The organism is Candidatus Kryptonium thompsonii (assembly GCF_001535985.1).
GTDB lineage: Bacteria > Bacteroidota > Ignavibacteria > Kryptoniales > Kryptoniaceae > Kryptonium > Kryptonium thompsonii.
Genome location: NZ_CZVS01000005.1, coordinates 1 through 19506 on the forward strand (window position 1 = coordinate 1; position 19506 = coordinate 19506).

Genomic DNA, 19506 nt, shown 5'->3' on the forward strand with positions numbered 1-19506 from the left:
ATTGTAAACGCAAAATTTTCAGGCTTTTTCTTAAAAAATTCAATTTTATCTATCAACCTAGATTTAACTTTCTCTGCGTCTTCAAGCGTTATAACAGCAGTTTCGAGCATTGAAACCAAAATTCCACCCGCAATTAAAAGCAAGGAGATTATTAATGGCATAAACTTAAACTTTGTTAAAACTGTTTGTTAATTTAACTAAATCTTCAAGCTTCTGCTTCGCTCTGCCAGAATCTATCGCTTCTTCAGCCATTTTAATACCTTCATAAATTGAACTTGCGAGACCAGACACATAAATTGCAGCTCCAGAGTTAAGCAATGTCACATCTCTATGGGGACCACTTTCACCATCAAGAATTTTTCTTATTATCTCAGCGTTTAATTTCGCATCTCCCCCGAGAATCAAATTCAAATCCCATCTTTTCAACCCAAAATCTTCGGGGACGATCTCATATGTTTTGACTTCGCCATTTTTTAATTCAGTTATTTTCGTAGCTCCAGCAATTGAGATCTCATCAATTCCACCAGTCCCATGGACAACAAGAGCATGTTCAGAAGCAAGTTCTTTTAAAACAAAGGCAATTTTTTCAGTTAAATTCTCTGAAAAAACCCCAATAACTTGCTTTTTCACTCCTGCTGGATTGGTAAGTGGACCAAGTATGTTAAATATAGTCTTTATCCCAAGGGATTGCCTCACAGGAGCTGCGTATTTCATCGCCGTATGATAGAAAGGGGCAAATAAAAAAGTTATGTTTATCTCCTCAAGACACTTTTTTGCTTGCTCTGGTGTCAACTCAATGTTAACACCTAATTCTTTCAAAACATCGGCACTTCCACATTTGCTTGATATCGATCTATTCCCATGCTTTGCGACCTTAGCCCCGACCGCGCTGGCAATAATTGCAGAAACCGTTGATATATTAAAAGTTCCGACGCCATCTCCCCCAGTTCCGCATGTATCTATCAAATTCTCATCTTCAAAATCAACTTTCACCGCCTTTTCTCTCATTGCCTTAGCGCAACCAGCTATCTCGTGAGCTGTTTCCCCCTTCATCCTCAATCCAACAAGAAAACCAGCTATTTGAACTGGCTCAGCCTCCCCCGACATTATCTGTCGCATAGCAAAATATGATTCCTCAAGGCTTAAATCTTCATTTTGAACAAGCTTTGCAATTGCATTTTTTATCATAAGCCTTACAAATTGAAAATTTTTTTAGTAAGAATTTAAACTTAACGATTCAAATTATCAAATTTCATCGACGGTTTTCAAATCATCTCAAATTGAACTAAAAGAATCTTTTGGCTATATTTACACTGAACTAACAAAACCTCGGTTTAACAAAAAGTAAAAGGACATATCAAATGCACACCGAAAGCAACACCATGAAAGCAGTTATCAAACCAACCCCCCACCCCCAAAAGGATTGGGAAAAGGGACTGATACTTACCGAAGTTCCCATACCCCAAATAACTGACCCAAGAGAAGTAAAAATTGAAATCCTTGCGTCAGCAATTTGCGGAACAGATGTTGGAATTTACAACAGCAAACAATCATTGAAAGATGAAATGCTCTCAAACACGACACCTTATGTAATCATTGGACATGAATTTGCAGGTAAAATTGTTGACGCTGGTGACATAGCGAGAAAACATCTCGCTGGTCTATTAATTGTAAAATCCTATGAAGACAAAACTTTATCTGACTTTATCGGGAAAAGAAATACCGATGAACTTGCTGGTGATCCCGATTTGATCAAGTTTTTAAATGAAAATTTTGTCGTCTCAGCAGAGATGCATATAACTTGTGGAAAATGCTACCAATGTAGAATTGGACAAAAACATGTATGCCAAAACACGAAGATAAAAGGGATCCACGAAGACGGTGCTTTCACAAAATATGTTAAAGTTCCAGCTGAGAACATAGTTTTATTTAGAAACGGTGAGCTTCCCGTAGAAATAATCGCATTCATGGATGCGATTGGAAACGCAGTCCATACTGCACAATCCGTTAACTTAATGGGACAAACTGTGGCGATTCTTGGATGTGGGGTCCAAGGGTTAATGGCAACAGCAATTGCAAAAATGAGCGGTGCATCAAAAATTTTCGTTACAGACGCATCAAAACCTGGAACCAGCGCAACTCACGAAAAAATTGTTGAGAAAAGATTTTCAATTGCGAAAAAATTTGGAGCTGACTTTTGCTTCGATGTCGCAATCCCGGAGGAAAGAGAGAAATTCATAAAAACTGTTAAAGCAGAAACCAACGGAACGGGCGTTGACATAGTTTTTGAAATGTCAGGAAATTACAAAGCCTACCAAGACGCATTTGAAGTTATAAGAATGGGCGGAACTATATCACTTCTTGGATTGCCTGAGGGAGATGTAAACATCGATTTTTCAAAAAATGTGATTTTCAAAGGAATCACAATTCATGGCATAATTGGAAGGAAAGTTTTTGAAACATGGGAGATAATGCGTTCAATTCTTAAATCAGGACTTGCTGAAAAAATTCTCGAAGCAGGATTTATCACACACCAATTACCACTTGAAAAGTTTGAAGAGGGCTTCAACGCCATAAAAAATGGGGATGGTTTAAAAGTGATTTTAAAACCTTAAAAACAAAATCGTTAGCATAAAGATGAACTACACACAAATTTTAACTCAAGAACTAAACAGATTACAGGCGACAAAAACATTTAAAAAAGAAATTCCATTGCTGAGCGAACAAGGCGGGATCGTAAGGGTTGACGGAAGAGAAGTCATAATGCTTGCATCAAATAATTATCTCGGACTTGCTTCACACCCAAGAATAAAAGAGGCAGCCATCCGTGGAATTAAAGAGTATGGTTATGGCGTCGCATCCGTTAGATTTATCTGTGGAACTCAATCAATTCATAAACAACTTGAGGAAAAAATTTCAGAGTTTGTCGGTGCCGAAGATACAATTCTTTTCTCGTCATGTTTTGCTGCAAATGAAGGATTTTTCGCTTCGCTCGTAAATGAAGCGCTTGGATATGAAAATTACAAAGATGTCATCTACAGCGATCGATTAAACCACGCTAGCATCATCGACGGAATAAGATTATGCAAGCCAGAGGTTGTCGATAAAAAAGTTTATCCACACGGCGACTGGAAAACGCTCGAACAAATGCTTGAGGAAGACAAAGATAAAGATTACCGCTTCAGAATAATTGCCACCGACGGGGTTTTCAGCATGGAAGGAGATATGGCACCACTTCCTCAACTTGTTGAACTTGCAAAAAAATACAACGCAATTTTATTCGTTGATGATTCTCATGGACTTGGAGTTATCGGAAAAACAGGAAGGGGAACTACGGAAGAGCTTGGCGTATTTGGACAAGTTGAAGTTATCTCTGGAACCCTTGGAAAAGCAATCGGAGGAGCAGCTGGCGGTTTCATCAGCAGTAAAAAAGAAATGATTGAATATCTCAGGCAAAAATCAAGACCTTACACATTTTCGAATTCGCTCCCACCAAGTGTCATCATGGCAACGCTTGAAGCAATCAAAATGCTTGAGGAGGATACTTCGTTAATTGATAAACTAAGAGAGAACACTGCATATTTCAGGCGTGAGATTAAAAATCTCGGTTTCAAGATAATTGACGGAATTCATCCAATCGTTCCAATAATGCTCGGCGAAGCATCGCTTGCAATGGATATGAGCGAAGAATTACTAAAAGAAGGTGTATACATCAAAGGTTTATGGTATCCCGTGGTTCCAAAGGGAGAAGCAAGATTAAGAGCCCAGATCTCAGCCGCATTATCAAAAGATGATCTCGATAGAGCACTTGAGGCATTTAAAAAAGTCGGGAAAAGATTGGGAGTGATTTCATAAATCAACTCACCAGGAGCTGGCTTACGCCAGCTCCAAAGTTATCTTTTAAACCAATCCCGTCCGACTCACAGAAATTTTGGAAATATCTAAGGGCAAACAGAGGGGAAATATCATCTGGTAGGAAATATTCCTGTGCCCCTGCTCTAAAAGTGATCATCGGCGTGGGAAAATCTTGACAAATGTGAGCAAGTTTTATATATTAATTACAAGTCGACAAGATTTTGGGTTTACAAAATCAAAATTAGGAGGTGAAAATATGCCTTTAAAGGTACAGAAAGTCGCCTTGTGGAGCGGGGAAATCGAGGACAAACCAGGAACGCTTGCCAAGGTATTAGAACCATTTGCCCAAGCAAAAGTTGACTTACAAGTTGTTTTGGTTGAACGCAACCCTGCAAAAGCGAATTTTGGCGTTGTTTATCTTGGTCCTGTCAAGGGCAAAAAAGCAACTGAAGCTGCAAAGTCTGTGGGCTTTTCTGAGGTATCCACTCCCGTTGTGCTCCGTATCGAAGGTCAAAATAAACCAGGCTTAGGACACTTGATGACTAATGCTTTAGCAGAAGCGGGGATTAATTTGTCTTTCGTGAAGGCTTCAGTTTTGGGCAACAAATTTGTTGCTTTCTTTGCCTTTGACAACGATGCCGATGCTAAAAAAGCATCGCGTATTTTAAGCACACTTAAACTCCCAAGAGGCTAAATTAAAACTTTCACCAGATTGATATTGTTCTATTGTAATCCCAAAACAACCTTGGCGCCTTAAACATCAAAAGTGAACGAATAGGTTTATCTATTTCTTGTGGCGATGCGAATTTGTTCATCGCATTTGGCAAATTTATGTCCCTTTATTTCGTTTATTTTTAATCCCTTTAACCTAAAACAATTCACCATATCTCGACTTAAAAATTTGCAACAAAAAAATATCTTTAAAAATTGAACCTTAAATCAATCGAAGAGCTTAACCATATAATTATAAACTGCCACAAATGTCCTCGCCTTGTCAAATGGCGTGAGAAAGTAGCCAAGGAAAAAGTAGCAAGATTTAAAAATTGGGATTATTGGGGGAAACCACTCACAGGATTTGGAGATCAATCCGCTCAACTTTTAATCGTTGGACTTGCACCCGCTGCACATGGTGGAAATAGAACTGGAAGAATGTTCACAGGGGATAGAAGCGGCGATTGGCTTTACAAAACACTTTACAAATTTGGATTTTCGAACCAACCTGAATCGATTTCAAAAGATGATGGTTTAAAACTTAACAACTGTTACATCACCGCCGTCGTCAGATGCGCCCCACCTGAAAATAAACCAACATCACAAGAGATCAAAAACTGCAATGACTACCTAAAAAATGAATTAATGCTTCTAAAAAATGTAAAGGTCATCGTAACGCTCGGGCAAATCTCGTTCGCAACAACTATAAAAACTTTGATTGACATTGGTTTTGAGAGAATAAACGGCAATTCGAAATTTTATCACGGCAATGAATTAACTTTTCAACGGGATAAGAAAAAAATAACCCTACTTTGTTCATATCACCCAAGCCAAAGGAATACTTTCACAGGAAAATTGACCGAAAAAATGTTTGATGAAATTTTCACTCGTTCCAAGGAACTTATAAAATAAAAAACCCCGACATATTTGTCGGGGCTAAAGATAACAAACATCAAGATCAATTCTCAAGACTCTTTTAAGGCGTTTATCAGCTCCTGAACCATCTTCTTCGCATCTCCAAAAAGCATCAAGGTATTATCCGCTGCAAATAATGGGTTCGGTATCCCAGCAAATCCCGGCGCTAAACTTCGTTTTATTACGACAACTGTTTTTGATTTATCAACATCAAGAATTGGCATACCCGCAATCGGACTGTTTGAATCTGTTCGGGCAAGTGGATTCACAACATCATTTGCCCCAATTACAATTGATACATCCGTTTGCTCAAATGTTGGGTTTATCTCATCCATCTCTTTTAATTTTTCATACGGTATATTTGCCTCCGCAAGCAAAACATTCATATGCCCAGGCATTCTTCCTGCAACTGGATGAATTGCAAATTCAACCTCAATCCCTTTGGATTCGAGAACTTTCATCAAATCACGAATTGCAAATTGCGCCTGTGAGACTGCCATTCCATAACCAGGAACTATAACAACACGTCTTGCATTTTCAAGTAGCATCGCCACTTCCTCAGGTGAAGCCGATTTCACCTTACCACCATAAACCTTGTCTTCATCAGCACCTGCAACTATCTCACCAAATCCACCGAATAAAACATTTGTCAAAGATCTATTCATCGCTTTACACATAAGATTTGTAAGTATAATTCCAGATGCACCAACAAGCGAGCCAGAAATGATCAAAACATTATTATTTAGAACGAAACCCGTAGCACAAGCAGCGAGTCCTGAGTATGAGTTTAATAAAGAAATCACTACTGGCATATCCGCACCGCCAATCGGAATGGTCAAAAGAACACCAAGAACTGATGATGCCGCTACTAAATACCAGTAATAGCTTATATCTCGCTCAAGTCCAAAGTAAATGCCAAGGATAATAGAAGAAAGTGCAAATAAAATTTTAACAATTTGGTCTCCCTTATATCTAACTGGCCTTTCCTCAATTATGCCCTCGAGCTTTCCAAAAGCTACCAGACTTCCCCAAAATGTAACCGCACCAATTATTCCAGATGCAACTGTTGCGACAGTTTCTTGCGTCCCAAGAGTTTTGTTTAATTGCGTTGCCTCAATAAAAGCAAGCGCAGCAACAAGCGTCGAAGCACCACCACCGAAACCATTAAACAAGGCAACCATCTGGGGCATAGCGGTCATTTGAACCTTAATAGCTAAAACCGCCCCAATAACCCCACCAATTATAAAACCTAAAATGATAAGTTCATAGCTTACAATTGATTTATCCATCAATGTTACAACAATTGCTATCAACATTCCAAGTGCTCCGAGAAGATTGCCTCTAATCGCAGTTCGTGGATGGGACAAACCTTTAAAAGCAAAGACGAATAACAAAGCCGAAATTAAATAAGCAATATTTACAAGTGCTTGTGGCATAGTAAATTTACTTTTGTTTTAATTACGATTTCTTTTCCTTCTGATCTGATTTTGGCTTCTGAAACATTTCGAGCATTCTATGGGTGACAAGAAAACCACCAACGACATTTATAGTTGCAAATGCAACTGCAATTACACCAAGGACAGAAGCAAGCGTCGTGTATTTAGCTCCAGCAGCTATAATTGAACCTATAATTGTGATTCCAGAAATTGCATTTGAACCCGACATCAACGGCGTGTGAAGAATTGGTGGAACTTTTGTGATAACTTCAAATCCAACGATCATAGCCAAAACGAAAATGGTTAACACCGCAATGAATGAATCCATATTTTCTTTTCTAAGTTTTGTTTTTAATCAAAGATTGGGTTTGTTAGTTTTCCATCTTTTGTAAGTAATGTGCTTGATAAAATATCGTCGTTAAGATTAATGTTTATTTCACCGTTCTTAATGAAAAGCATACAGAAATTTGTGATGTTCTTCGAATACATTTGGCTTGCATGATAAGGCACTGTTGCTGGAACATTGACAGGTCCAATTATTGTAACGCCGTACTTTTCAATCACTTCGCCAGGTTTGGTTAATTCACAATTTCCACCTCTTTCAGCAGCAAGATCAACGATAACTGAACCAGGTTTCATATTTTTGACCATATCCTCGGTAATTAATATAGGTGCCTTTTTCCCAGGGACAGCAGCCGTTGAGATGACAACATCACTTTCAGCCACAACTTTTGTCAGCATTTCTCTCTGTTTTCTATAAAATTCTTCTCCCATATCCCGAGCATACCCACCTTTATCCTCAGCCTCTTGAGATTCAAGTCCAAGCTCAACAAATTTTGCTCCCAAACTTTCAACTTCTTGTTTTGTTGCCGGTCTTATATCATACGCCTTCACAACAGCTCCAAGCCTTCTTGCTGTTGCGATTGCCTGAAGCCCAGCAACTCCAGCACCTATAACAAAAACATTTGCAGGTAAAACTGTCCCCGCTGCTGTCGTAAGCATTGGAAACATCTTCGGTAAATGACTTGCCGCAAGCAAAACAGCCTTATATCCAGAGATAGTAGCCATTGAAGATAAAACATCCATACTTTGAGCCCGAGATGTCCTCGGCAAAAGTTCCAGTGCAAAAGAAATCACCCCTTTCTTCGCCACCTCTTCAACCAAGTCCTTCGCAAAGAAAGGTTCCATAAATCCAATTAAAATCTGCCCTTCCCTCATCAAGGCAATATCTTTTTTACCCATTTCGGGATTTGCCCCGAGAGCTCGAACTTGAAGTATAACATCGGCATTTTCAAAAACTTCTTTTCGGGTTTTCACAACTTGCGCCCCTTTTTCAAGATATTCTGCGTCAGTAAAACCGGCTTTTTCGCCTGCTCCTGACTCAATTATAACTTCAGCCCCAATTTTTTTGAATTGTTGAACATTAGCAGGTATAATTGCTACTCTTGTTTCCCCAGGATAGGTCTCCTTTGGAACTCCGATTTTAACCATTAGGTTCTTGTAGTTTATTTTAGATTTTTTGCAACCAAAATTAACAAAAAAATATCGTTTTTCAAAATTTGCCTTAAAAGACCCAAATTCAGCCACTAAGAACTTGATTAATTGTTATAGCGTTTATAAATTTGAGTAGGACTCTTAATAAAGTCGAATTAAAGCCATGATAAAATTTATAAATTTAGTTTTGTGCTTCCTTTTCCTTTACTCCAATTGTCTTGCCCAATGGTATTATTTCGGGAGAAACAAAGTTCAATATACAGAGTTTCAATGGGATATTTTAAAAACTGAACACTTTGACATCTATTATCACCCTGAAATGAAAGATATTGCTGAGCGAGGGGCATACTTTGCTGAAGAAGCTTATGCTGAACTTCAAGAAAAGTTCAACATAAACATCTTGAATAAAATCCCGCTCGTTTTCTACAGCTCCCATCTTTATTTCCAGCAAACAAATACAACTCCCGGATTAATCCCAGAAGGAGTTGGCGGATTTTTTGAATTCATAAAAGGAAGGGTTGTTATACCATTTGATGGTTCACTTTATCAATTCAAACACGTAATAAAACACGAACTCATCCATGTATTTACACTCCATAAAGTTCAACGCGTTCTAAAGGATCGCAAACAGCCGACAGAAAAGATGCCACCATTGTGGTTTACAGAGGGACTCGCTGAATTTTGGTCTACAAAATGGGATAACCAAGCTGAAATGCTTCTAAGAGATGCTGTCCTTAACGGGTACATTGTGCCTCTCTCCGAAATGGATAGAATTTTAGGAACATTTTTGATGTATAAAGAGGGACAAAATATACTCGAATATATAGCTCAAAAATACGGTGAGGAAAAAATTCTTCTTTTGCTTGAAAACTTCTGGAAAGCTAACTCATTCGAAAAAGTCTTTGAATTAACGATTGGGAAAAATTACAAACAATTTGATGAGGAATGGCTCTATCACCTTAAGAAAAAATATTACCCGCTTCTCAAATACAATGACCCACCGAGCGCCGTTACCAAACCACTTGTCGTCGAAGGATTTAATATGAAGCCTGTCTTTTACAGAAATGGGGATAAAAGAGAAATTTACTTTGTCGGAAATATAACGGGCTACACAAATATCTACAAAATCGACCTTGAATCAAAAACAAAACCAAAAATAGTAATTGAAGGGGAACGCTCAGATAAACTTGAGGCATTTCATCTTTTCAAAACAAAAATTGATGTTAAAAATGACAAGCTTGCCTTCATAACAAAATCTGGGGATCATGACGCAATACATATTTACGATCTAAGAAGCGAAAAAATTACGGATATGTTTCAATTTAATTCGCTCGTAATGATAACATCCCTTTCATTTTCCCCTGATGCTGAAAAACTAGCTATAACAGCTATAGATAAGTCAGGTTATAGCGACATTTACATTTTCGATCTCAAGACGAAAAACCTGAAAAAATTAACAAACGATTTTTACGACGACAGAGAAGTTGCATGGTCGCCGAAAGGTGATAAAATCGCATTTATCTCCGACAGAATGAATTTTGGGATCGACGGGAAATATAACATTTTCCTTTACGATGTAAATGAAGATAAAATCGAGTATTTTATCTACGGTAATTTCTCTTGTAGCTCGCCTTCATGGGCACCAGACGGAAGATTTCTCGCTTTTTCTTCGGACATCGACGGGACACAAAATATCTGGGTAATTGACCTTTCACAAAAGAAATTCATAGCCGAACTTGACGGAACATTTAATTTGAACGGATATGAGGAAGTCGAAATAAAACAAATCACGAATTTAACAACCGCTGCTTTTGATCCAACATGGACCGACGATGGCAGGATAGTTTGTGTCGCGCTTGAAAACTTGAAATTTCAAATTAGAATGATTGAGAATGTTTACGAAAAAATTGAAAAGCCAAATTTCGTTCAAAAGATAAACTATCAAACAATTGACAAAAATCACTGGGACACGCCCAAAATTCACGGAATTCAAAAGGTCAATGTAACCACATATCGTGGGAAATATGATCTTGATATAGCACAAAGCCAAATCTCAACAGATCCGATATTTGGAACAGTTGGCGGTGCTGCAATCGCTTTAAGTGATCTTCTCGGAAACGAAAGATATTACATCTTGATTTACAACACAGCACAGACAAAGGACGAAATTCTAAAAAGTTTCAACATTGCAATTTCGCGCGTCTCACTGAGCAAACGAACGAATTTCGCATATGGTATTTTCCACTTAGCTGGGAGAAGATATGATCTTACGGACCCTGATCTTTTTTACTACGAAAAAGCATACGGAGGATACTTCGCACTAAGCTATCCAATATCAGTCTTCAGAAGGGTTGAGGCTAGCATTATGTTAAATCGCTCGGATAAAGAGATACTCTTTGGGGTCAGAGAAAGAAAAGCTATGCTTCTTTCAAACTCGCTTTCTTACATTTTTGATAACTCACTTTGGTCTCCAACAGGACCGATCGACGGCAAGAGATTCAACATAACCCTTGCTTATACCACAGATATACAATTTTCAAATGTCAATTACTACACATTCATTTTTGATTACAGACATTACTTCAGATTATCCACAAGATCAGCATATGCTGTCAGGTTGACACTTTTCTACAATGAAGGTAAAGAGGCGAGAAGATGGTTCATGGGCGGAAGTTGGGATTTGAGAGGATATGAAAGATGGTCAATAAGGGGTAAGAAACTTTGGTTTGTAAGCCAAGAGCTACGCTTTCCGTTCATAGATAAATTTGATATCAAATTCCCATTTGGCGGAATTTTCATAGGTTCAATAAGAGGTGCGCTGTTCTTTGACACTGGAAACGCATGGGACAATAAATATACAGAAACACTCGGAAGCGTTGGGTTTGGAATAAGATTTAATATTGGCGGAGTCATCGTATTAAGATATGATGTTGGAAAAAGGCTTGAAAATAATTTATCAAAATTTCAAAAGTCATTTTTCCATCAATTCTTTTTCGGCTGGGACTTTTAAAACACTTAAATTTATCGCATGAAAAAAATTAGCATCTTTCTCCTACTCGTTTTTGTCTCCTGTTCAGCATTTAAACTTGAAAAAAATATAATCCTTGGGGAATTCAATTGGATTCAATATGGAAATTCACCAGAAAATCTCAATGTTTCTTACTTCAACATATCACCTCCATTTCAACTGACGTGGAAATATAATGCTGGCGCAGGGTTTTCATACGCTCCAATGATTGTTGCGGATGGAATTTTATTTATCGCCACGCTCAATGGAGAAATTCATGCGGTCGACATTGAAACGGGGAAAAAAATAGGCATAATTGAAGCAGAATCCGCCATATCAGCAACTCCCGTGCTTTATAAAAATAAGATTGTAATCCCAACCGCCCACAGTAAAAATACACTTCAAGCACTTGATTTAAATCTTGGCAAGGTCATATGGCGTGAAAAGATTGGTGAAATTGAAGCATCACCATTGTTTATTTATGATAATCTCATCGTTGCAACAATTGACAGCCATGTGATAAACTATCAGATAAAATATGACATACCACAAAAAATCTGGGAGTTTAAAGCATCAAAACCAATTCGTTCATCACCTGCTTCAGATGGAAATGCGATAGTTTTCGGCTGCGATGATGGAAATGTTTATTGCATTGATTTTGAAACAGGAAAATTACGCTGGAAATTTAACACAAATTCCCCTATCTTTGCCCCAGTTTCGATACACAAAGGAAAAGTATTTGTTGGGGCTTTAAACGGAACTTTCTACGGTCTTGATCTTAAAAATGGAGACCTTAAGTGGAAATTTCAGACAAACTCAAAAATTTACGGTGGATGCGCAATTAAGGACTCATTGCTTTTCTTTGGGACAGCCTCTGGAAAATTTTACGCTTTGAGAGAAAAGGATGGAACTGTTCTTTGGACTTTCTCTGCGAAAAGCGTAATCAATTCTGCCCCGCTTGTCTCAGATAATGTCGTTTTCATCGGATCGCTTGACAAAAACATCTATGCAATTGATATCACGGATGGAAAATTGCTTTGGAATTACGAAACTGGTGGAAGAGTAAAATCAACACCTGTCATCTGGAAAAATTTTATCTTTGTAGCTTCAGAAGATAGAATGGTTTATGCTTTTAAAACACAGAGATCTAAATAAGATGATATTTTTGCTTGTCTTTCTTTTATCAATTTCTGCCGATGTTTTCACTCAAGAAAAATATGGGTTTATTAACATAAACACGGAACCGAGTGGAGCTTTGGTTTATATCGATTCAACATTTGTTGGAAGATCCCCTTTGATAAATATGAAAATCAAATCTGGGACTTATACGCTCAATTTGAAATACCCTAAAACAACAGATTGGCTTGAAAAGGATATAGTTCAGAAAATAGAAGTTAAAGAAAACGACACGCTGAACCTTTTTATATCCTTTGAAAAACTTATCAAAATTAACTCAATTCCATTCTCGGCGGATATTTTTCTTGGAGATTCAATAATTGGAACTACCCCAACGATTTTTAAAATGAAAGATTTGCTTGGGAAAAGTTTAAAAATCAGAAAAAAGGGTTATGGCGAAGTTGAAGTTTTCATAGATGGGGGGAGCCGAAATATCGAAGTTAGCCTGCCTCAACAACCAGGCGCTGAATCAGAACTGCGAACAAAGCCGAAAGATAAACTTAAATCCGTCTTACCAATAGCGGGATTAAGTTTGGCAAGCGGAGCGGTCTCGGTTTACTTCAAAATGCAGGCTGATAAATTATATGGCGAATATTTAAAAACAGGGGATCCTGAAAAACTTAACACGGTTAAAACTTATGATAAAGTTGCTGGGGTTACGCTTTTAATTTTCGAATTAACCACAATAGTTGCAATATATATATTGCTGAAGGAATAAAACATTGGTATCAAAAGCGACTCAAATCCATAAACTGAATTAAACGGTGGATTGAATTTTCGCATCTATATGTTTAAATTAAGCAAGAGAAAAAATTTCAGAGGTAAATATGAAAAAGTCGATTTTCATCTTATTTCTTTTGACCTCAACCTTATCTGCGCAACTTCCATTTTTCCGCCCATTTTTCTCAACAACCGAAAGAGAATTCGGGAAACTATTCTTTTATGAAGTTATAAACCTCATAAGCGAAGACACAACGAAAAGTAGAATTGACATAAACTTTAGAATATCAAACGCACTGCTGACATTTGTAAAAAACCCCTTGGATTCACCTTTGTATATTGCAAATTTCACTGTAAGCGTCGAAATCCTTGATAAAGATGGGAGATCGACAGCGAGAAAGATATTCAGAGGTCATAGAGCAACTAATGATTATAATGAAACGACTTCAAAAGACATTTACACTCAGGGGAATTTTCGCTTTGACTTAACACCAGGAAATTATCGTTTGATATTGATCGTCGAAGATGAACAAGCTACGCAGATTTTAAAAAGGGAACGAAACATTAATTTAAAATCATTTAAGCCCAACTCATTTGAAACATCGGATCTTACGATCATCCAAGAAAGCCATACAAATGGAGATACGGTTATTTTAATACCAACCAACATTGGAAACAGAGTTAACTTCGGGAAGGGGTTTGTCGCCTATATTCAATTCACCGATAAACCAGAAACAGTCGAATGTTCCCTTGTTTTTCTTTCCGAATTTGGAAAAAGAAAAGAAATGAAAAAAATTACAATTCAGGGCGATGAAATTAAAAACGACAAACAATTTCTTTTCAAAGAAAATCCTTACGACACAATTTTCACCTATCTTTTAGTTCCAATGCCATCGCAGAGATATTATTCGCTTCTCATTCCATTTAAGGGTGACTCACTTGACCTTGGAGAGTATGAGCTTATAATGTCCGTAAAATTTAAAGACCCTACTGGGAAGGAAATTAAAAAATCATTCACAAAGAAGTTCACCGTTGAATGGATTGATATGCCATTTTCACTTCAAAACCTTGACTACGCAATTGAAATTCTTGAGTATATTGCCACGCCAGATGAAATGGCAAAATTGAGATTTGGAACACAACAAGCAAGGTTACAAAAATTTAAAGAATTTTGGGCAAAGAGAGATCCAACACCGAAAACATTATATAACGAATTGATGGCTGAATACTACCGAAGGGTTGATTATGCGTATATAAATTTCGCAACCTTAAGAGAAAGGGATGGAGCAAGGACGGATAAAGGTAAGGTTTATATACTCTACGGGCAACCGACAAAAATCGAAAGAAAATATACCCCTGGAAGACCGACTGAGGAAATATGGTATTACGAACCCATCAGAAGAAAGTTTGTTTTCACTGATCAGTATGGTTCTTTTAAATTAACATCCGTTGAGACATATGAACCCTAAAATTGCGATCACCGTGGGTGATATAAATGGCATAGGTCCTGAGGTCGCTTTAAAATCAATGGTAAAAAGAAATGTTCTACGCATAGCCAACCCATTTATCATAGCACCACTTAAAATCGTCGAGATTTACTCCAAGCGTTTAAATTTAAAATTTCACATTATGTTTGACGAGGATGATCTTTCAATTGAAGATGGAGTTGTAAATGTTTTGCCGATGAAAAATTTTAAAAACTTTGAAATTAACATTGGCAAACCCACGAAGACATCTGGCAAAATTGCTGGAGAATCCATAAAACTTGCCGTTGAGCTATGCCTTGCCCAAAAAGCCCACGCTATATGTACCGCTCCAGTTTCTAAAAAAGCGTTAAATCTCGCTGGATTTAATTTCTCAGGACAAACAGAGATGATAGCGAAACTTTCGAGCTCAAAAAAATACCTAATGATGTTTGTAAACAGCAAAATTAAACTTGGACTGGTGACGATTCACATACCTCTATCCAAAGTGAGCAAAATTTTAACAAAAGAATTGTTGACCGAAAAAATTGAGATCCTGATTAATTCACTTCGTTTAGATTTTGGTATAAATTCGCCAACTATTGCAATCCTTGGACTAAACCCACACGCCGGTGAGAACGGACTTATTGGAGAAGAGGAGGAAAAAATAATAAAACCAGTTATTCACCGACTTAGCAGAGAAAAATTTTCGGTTGAAGGTCCATTCCCAGCAGATGGATTTTTTGGCGAGAAAAAATATAAAAATTACGATGCGATTTTATCACTATATCATGACCAAGGGCTCATCCCGATAAAACTTATAGATTTTTATAGAACTGTTAACTTTTCAGCTGGACTTAACATAGTGAGAACATCGCCGGATCATGGCACCGCTTACGATATCGCTGGAAAATTAATCGCAAATGAAAAAAGTATGGAGTCCGCTATAATTCTCTCAGCCAAGATCTTCAAAAATCGAATCAAACATAAAAATGAAAATCGTAATAGCCCCTGACTCATTTAAAGGCTCTCTTACATCTATAGAAGCTACACATATAATTTCAAGTGCATTCGAATCGATCCTGCCAAATTGTGAAATCGTAAAAATTCCGATCTCGGATGGAGGAGAAGGATTTGTTGACGCAATTCACTACTCAATCGGTGGCGAAATTCACGATGCGATTGTATCAGGTCCCCTGCCTGGACAAAGGGTAAAAGCCAAATTCTTGATTAAAAATAGGACAGCAGTAATTGAAATGGCTTCTGCGAGCGGGTTAACGCTTGTTCCAAAATCCAAACGCGACCCTAAAATAACCACAACTTATGGAGTTGGAGAATTAATAAAAGAAGCATTCAAATACGATATAAACGAAATAATCATTGGGGTTGGTGGAAGTGCCACAAATGATGGTGGAATGGGTATGGCGACAGCTTTAGGGTATAGGTTCCTTGATAAAAACGAAAAGCAACTAAAACAGGGCGGAATAAATCTTCTCAAATTGAAGAAAATAGATGACTCAGATGTAGATGAACGGATTAAAAAAGTTAAATTTAAAGTTGCTGTAGATGTTTTAAATCCTCTTTGTGGTCCTGAAGGTGCTTCTTTCACATACGCTATGCAAAAAGGTGCACGAAGATCAGAACTTCCAACCTTTGACAAAGCACTTAAAAAATTAGCTGATTCCATTAAAGAAAAATATGGAATTGACATAGGAAATCTTCCGGGCGCTGGAGCAGCGGGAGGACTTGCAGGGGGTCTCGTTGCATTCTGCAATGCAGAACTTGTAAGAGGAATTGATCTGTTCCTTGATCTCGTCTCATTTGATGAGAAAATAAAAAATGCAAACATCATAATAACAGGCGAAGGTAAAATCGACTCCCAAGTTAAATATGGCAAAGCAATTAAAGGAATAATTGAAAGAGCTAAAAATATACCAATTATTGCCATAACTGGAAAAATTGAAGGCGACTTAAAAGAATTAGCCGAAAGCCTTGGGCTGACATCAATAATAACCATGACACACCTTGGAATGAAAGAATCGTATGCGCTTAAAAATGCATCCAAAATACTTTTCGATACATCGATACAAATCGCGAACTTAATAAAAAATCTATGCTCGAACTGCTAAAATCGAAAATACTTGTAAGCGACGGCGCGATCGGAACTGAACTTTTAAAACTTTCAAGCGAAAAAAATCCTGAGATATTAAATCTTAAAAAGCCATCCCTAGTGGAAAAACTTCACATTGATTACATCAACGCTGGCGCTGATATAATAACAACCAATTCGTTTGGAGCAAATCCTGTAAGAATCAAAGACATAAACATATATGAACTGGCTAAAGCTTCAGCACAAATAGCACGGAAAGCTAAAATTGATAATAAGTTTATTTTCGGCAGCGTTGGACCAACTGGTTTAAAACCAACTGATAAAGAGTTCAAAAATATAGATGCTTATTTTTCAGAGCAAATTTGTGGCTTAAATGATGGTGGTGTAGATGCGATTTTAATCGAAACGATGATCTTCGTAGAGGAAATGAAAGCAGCTTATAGAGTTGCCCGAACTGAGACAAAATTACCTATAGCGGTTTCGATGAGCTTTCATTTGACAAAAAATGGATTTCAAACCTACGGTGGCGCTGATTTAAAAACCAGCGTTAAAGAGATGTTAAACCTTGGAGCTGAAATTATCGGCGCAAATTGTGGAAATGGATTTGCCGAAATGACCACACTTGCTGAAAAGTTAAAATCCATCATAAGTGAAACTTTCATCATTATAAAACCATCAGCTGGAACACCAAAACGAATAAACGATAAATTAATTTACCCAGACACACCAAATAGCATATCTAAGTTTGTTGAGAAACTTATCAGTTTAGGAGTAAACATAATCGGAGGTTGTTGTGGCACAACCCCCGAACATATAAAAGTGATAAGAAAACTTGTTGACAAAACAATACAAAGTGAAAAGGCATGGGCGCAATGACCCATGCCTTTCATAAGGGAGGTAGCCATGAGAAAGAAACTTTATATCACTTCGTACTTTTTAACTTCTTCCTTTTTAAGACAGTTATGACCACTGTCTAACGGCAATATAACCTTAAATTCAGTTCCAACTTGATATTCGCTTGAAACAGTTATCTTACCCCCATGCAATTCAACAAAACATTTTGCGAGAGCAAGACCAAGTCCAGAGCCGTTTAAGTGGGACTTTATCTTAGGGAATGGCTTAAAAATTTTTGAAATATCCTCAGGGCGAATCCCAATCCCTGTATCCCTCACACTAAATTCAAAATTATCCCCAGACTTTACAATCCCAACATCAATTGAAGACCCTTCATGTGAAAATTTAACAGCATTTGAAATCAACTGATAAACTATCTCTTTAAACTTTTTCTTATCAGCTTCAATTTCAAAACTTTCATCAGAATTTATAACAACCCTTAAACCTTTTTGCTTAATTTCATTTGTAAAACAGTTTATCACATCGCTTACAACCTCAAGCGGATTAAATTTTTCAAGTTTCAGCTCAGCTTTTCCCATTTCAACCTCCATGATCTCGGTAAGATACTTTAAGGTTGCCAGCATTTCATCGCCAGACTTTTTTATATTCCCGATAAAATCGATTATATCTCTCTCACTCAAATTTTTAAACTCATCTCTTAAAATCTCTGAAAACCCAATTATACCAGTTAGCGGTTTTCTAAGCTCATGTGCAAGAAGGTGGATATACTCATAGATTGAATTTTTAAGTTTAACAGAATCACACTTAACAAGCTCAATCTCTTGGGTTAATTTTAAGTTTTCCAAGTAAAGCCTTAAAAAGGCAAGTTCAGTTTCAAAATCATTTTGTTCAAACTTGGCAAACGGATTATCTCCATATAAAGTTATATAACATGATGTACCATCACTTAATTTTATTGGGATTGACAACATTAAACATCCCTCATCAAATTTATCAGTTCCAAACTTTAAATTTTTATCAATGCCCTCTAAAAAGATAACAGCACCCTTCGCACCAATTTTCTTAATCATTGAATTTACCGCTGACTCGATCGAATCTATAACATTCAATTCTCTTTCTTTTCTCTTTGAAATCAAAACTAAGCCATAAATTCCAAATCCAAGACCAAGCAGAAGAACTGAAATAGAAAGAAAGTTAAATTTAAAAAGAACATCTATAAGCCACGCTGCCCATAAGAGCAGCACGCTTGCAAAAACCCATTTAAAACCTCGCACTTCCTCCCCGAAAATTCTAACGATAAACCAAATTCCTATCGCAAGAATACCGAAGATAATATTTTGAATCACAATTGAAATCATTTTAGACCTCCTTTGGCTTTATAATGTAATTTTCATCTACCGCAATTTGAATAACATTTCGCCATTCCTCGGGATTAGCGAACTTGTTGATAAAATAAAACCTTGAATTGTTTCCATCCTCTATTCTCAACTTATTTTCATTGCAAGCAACCACAATGGGTATGCCAAGAAAAATATTATCAGCAAGTTTCAATAATTCGCTAAGGTCCCCTATAAATCCAGGCTCAATTACCAAGATATCGTATAGCTCAAAGTATAATATTTCAACAACTTCGGTAAATAACTCCGTGGTTTTTACGATATAATCTTTTTCGGCGAAGATTTCTTTTATTCTCTCACTGAATTTGAGATCACTCGTATAAACCAAAATTTTACAAACAATCGACATGGCAAAAAATTTTTAAGT

Annotated in this window: 18 protein-coding genes; 11 read left to right on the forward strand and 7 right to left on the reverse strand. The window is 37.1% G+C overall.

The features are described from left to right. Positions 1-165 precede the first annotated feature (165 nt). Positions 166-1188 carry an anthranilate phosphoribosyltransferase gene (gene trpD, locus AWW78_RS00805; protein WP_047133803.1) on the reverse strand — a complete coding sequence of 341 codons (1023 nt, stop codon included), beginning with the start codon at positions 1186-1188 and terminating at the stop codon, positions 166-168. 173 nt (positions 1189-1361) lie between these two features. On the opposite strand from trpD, the gene AWW78_RS00810 reads away from it, so the two are divergent. After that, positions 1362-2615 carry a zinc-binding dehydrogenase gene (locus AWW78_RS00810; protein WP_047133804.1) on the forward strand — a complete coding sequence of 418 codons (1254 nt, stop codon included), beginning with the start codon at positions 1362-1364 and terminating at the stop codon, positions 2613-2615. 22 nt (positions 2616-2637) lie between these two features. Beyond that, positions 2638-3855: a glycine C-acetyltransferase gene (locus tag AWW78_RS00815; protein ID WP_047133805.1), complete on the forward strand. Its 1218-nt coding sequence runs from the start codon at positions 2638-2640 to the stop codon at positions 3853-3855. A gap of 1 nt (position 3856) precedes the next feature. Here the strand turns inward: AWW78_RS00815 and AWW78_RS10465 are convergent, their stop codons facing one another. Beyond that, entirely contained in the window at positions 3857-4012 is a 156-nt protein-coding gene (locus AWW78_RS10465) for a hypothetical protein (protein ID WP_159421032.1), read from the reverse strand. A 99-nt stretch (positions 4013-4111) separates the two neighbouring features. On the opposite strand from AWW78_RS10465, the gene AWW78_RS00820 reads away from it, so the two are divergent. Then, positions 4112-4549 (forward strand): hypothetical protein, encoded by a 438-nt coding sequence (locus tag AWW78_RS00820; protein ID WP_047133838.1) that lies wholly within the window; start codon positions 4112-4114, stop codon positions 4547-4549. Positions 4550-4782: 233 nt separating this feature from the next. Continuing rightward, a complete protein-coding gene (locus tag AWW78_RS00825; protein WP_047133806.1) occupies positions 4783-5478 on the forward strand; it encodes a uracil-DNA glycosylase in 696 nt (231 codons plus the stop codon). A gap of 53 nt (positions 5479-5531) precedes the next feature. On the opposite strand, the gene AWW78_RS00830 is transcribed toward AWW78_RS00825, so the two are convergent. From AWW78_RS00830 to AWW78_RS00840, 3 genes are read right to left on the reverse strand one after another with little or no spacing between them, the layout of a single operon-like run. Beyond that, entirely contained in the window at positions 5532-6917 is a 1386-nt protein-coding gene (locus AWW78_RS00830; RefSeq protein ID WP_047133807.1) for an NAD(P)(+) transhydrogenase (Re/Si-specific) subunit beta, read from the reverse strand. Between the two features lie 22 nt (positions 6918-6939). Then, on the reverse strand, positions 6940-7245 hold the full coding sequence (locus AWW78_RS00835) for an NAD(P) transhydrogenase subunit alpha part 2 (RefSeq protein ID WP_047133808.1): 306 nt from the start codon (positions 7243-7245) through the stop codon (positions 6940-6942). A 23-nt stretch (positions 7246-7268) separates the two neighbouring features. Continuing rightward, the gene (locus tag AWW78_RS00840) at positions 7269-8408 is read right to left on the reverse strand and encodes a Re/Si-specific NAD(P)(+) transhydrogenase subunit alpha (RefSeq protein WP_047133839.1); all 1140 of its coding nucleotides are present in this window, start codon (positions 8406-8408) and stop codon (positions 7269-7271) included. A gap of 166 nt (positions 8409-8574) precedes the next feature. Here AWW78_RS00840 and AWW78_RS00845 point away from each other — a divergent pair, with 166 nt between their 5' ends. The 7 genes from AWW78_RS00845 (at position 8575) to AWW78_RS00875 (ending at position 17763) form a co-directional block, all read left to right on the forward strand. Beyond that, on the forward strand, positions 8575-11421 hold the full coding sequence (locus AWW78_RS00845; protein ID WP_244884367.1) for a BamA/TamA family outer membrane protein: 2847 nt from the start codon (positions 8575-8577) through the stop codon (positions 11419-11421). Between the two features lie 18 nt (positions 11422-11439). Beyond that, positions 11440-12573: an outer membrane protein assembly factor BamB family protein gene (locus AWW78_RS00850; protein ID WP_047133810.1), complete on the forward strand. Its 1134-nt coding sequence runs from the start codon at positions 11440-11442 to the stop codon at positions 12571-12573. After that, positions 12545-13312 (forward strand): PEGA domain-containing protein, encoded by a 768-nt coding sequence (locus AWW78_RS00855; protein ID WP_075425998.1) that lies wholly within the window; start codon positions 12545-12547, stop codon positions 13310-13312. The genes AWW78_RS00850 and AWW78_RS00855 overlap by 29 nt, the downstream gene beginning before the upstream one ends. Positions 13313-13421: 109 nt before the next feature. Beyond that, positions 13422-14783 (forward strand): GWxTD domain-containing protein, encoded by a 1362-nt coding sequence (locus AWW78_RS00860; protein ID WP_047133812.1) that lies wholly within the window; start codon positions 13422-13424, stop codon positions 14781-14783. Beyond that, positions 14773-15792, forward strand: a complete 1020-nt coding sequence (gene pdxA, locus AWW78_RS00865) for a 4-hydroxythreonine-4-phosphate dehydrogenase PdxA (RefSeq protein WP_082349098.1) — start codon at positions 14773-14775, stop codon at positions 15790-15792. The genes AWW78_RS00860 and pdxA overlap by 11 nt, the downstream gene beginning before the upstream one ends. Next, positions 15770-16906 (forward strand): glycerate kinase, encoded by a 1137-nt coding sequence (locus AWW78_RS00870; RefSeq protein ID WP_047133814.1) that lies wholly within the window; start codon positions 15770-15772, stop codon positions 16904-16906. The genes pdxA and AWW78_RS00870 overlap by 23 nt, the downstream gene beginning before the upstream one ends. Further along, a complete protein-coding gene (locus AWW78_RS00875) occupies positions 16891-17763 on the forward strand; it encodes a homocysteine S-methyltransferase family protein (RefSeq protein ID WP_047133815.1) in 873 nt (290 codons plus the stop codon). The genes AWW78_RS00870 and AWW78_RS00875 overlap by 16 nt, the downstream gene beginning before the upstream one ends. Before the next feature lie 41 nt (positions 17764-17804). Here the strand turns inward: AWW78_RS00875 and AWW78_RS00880 are convergent, their stop codons facing one another. Together AWW78_RS00880 and AWW78_RS00885 are read right to left on the reverse strand one after the other, a co-directional pair. After that, positions 17805-19100 (reverse strand): sensor histidine kinase, encoded by a 1296-nt coding sequence (locus AWW78_RS00880; RefSeq protein WP_047133816.1) that lies wholly within the window; start codon positions 19098-19100, stop codon positions 17805-17807. A 1-nt stretch (position 19101) separates the two neighbouring features. Then, positions 19102-19488: a hypothetical protein gene (locus AWW78_RS00885; protein WP_047133817.1), complete on the reverse strand. Its 387-nt coding sequence runs from the start codon at positions 19486-19488 to the stop codon at positions 19102-19104. Positions 19489-19506 lie beyond the last annotated feature (18 nt).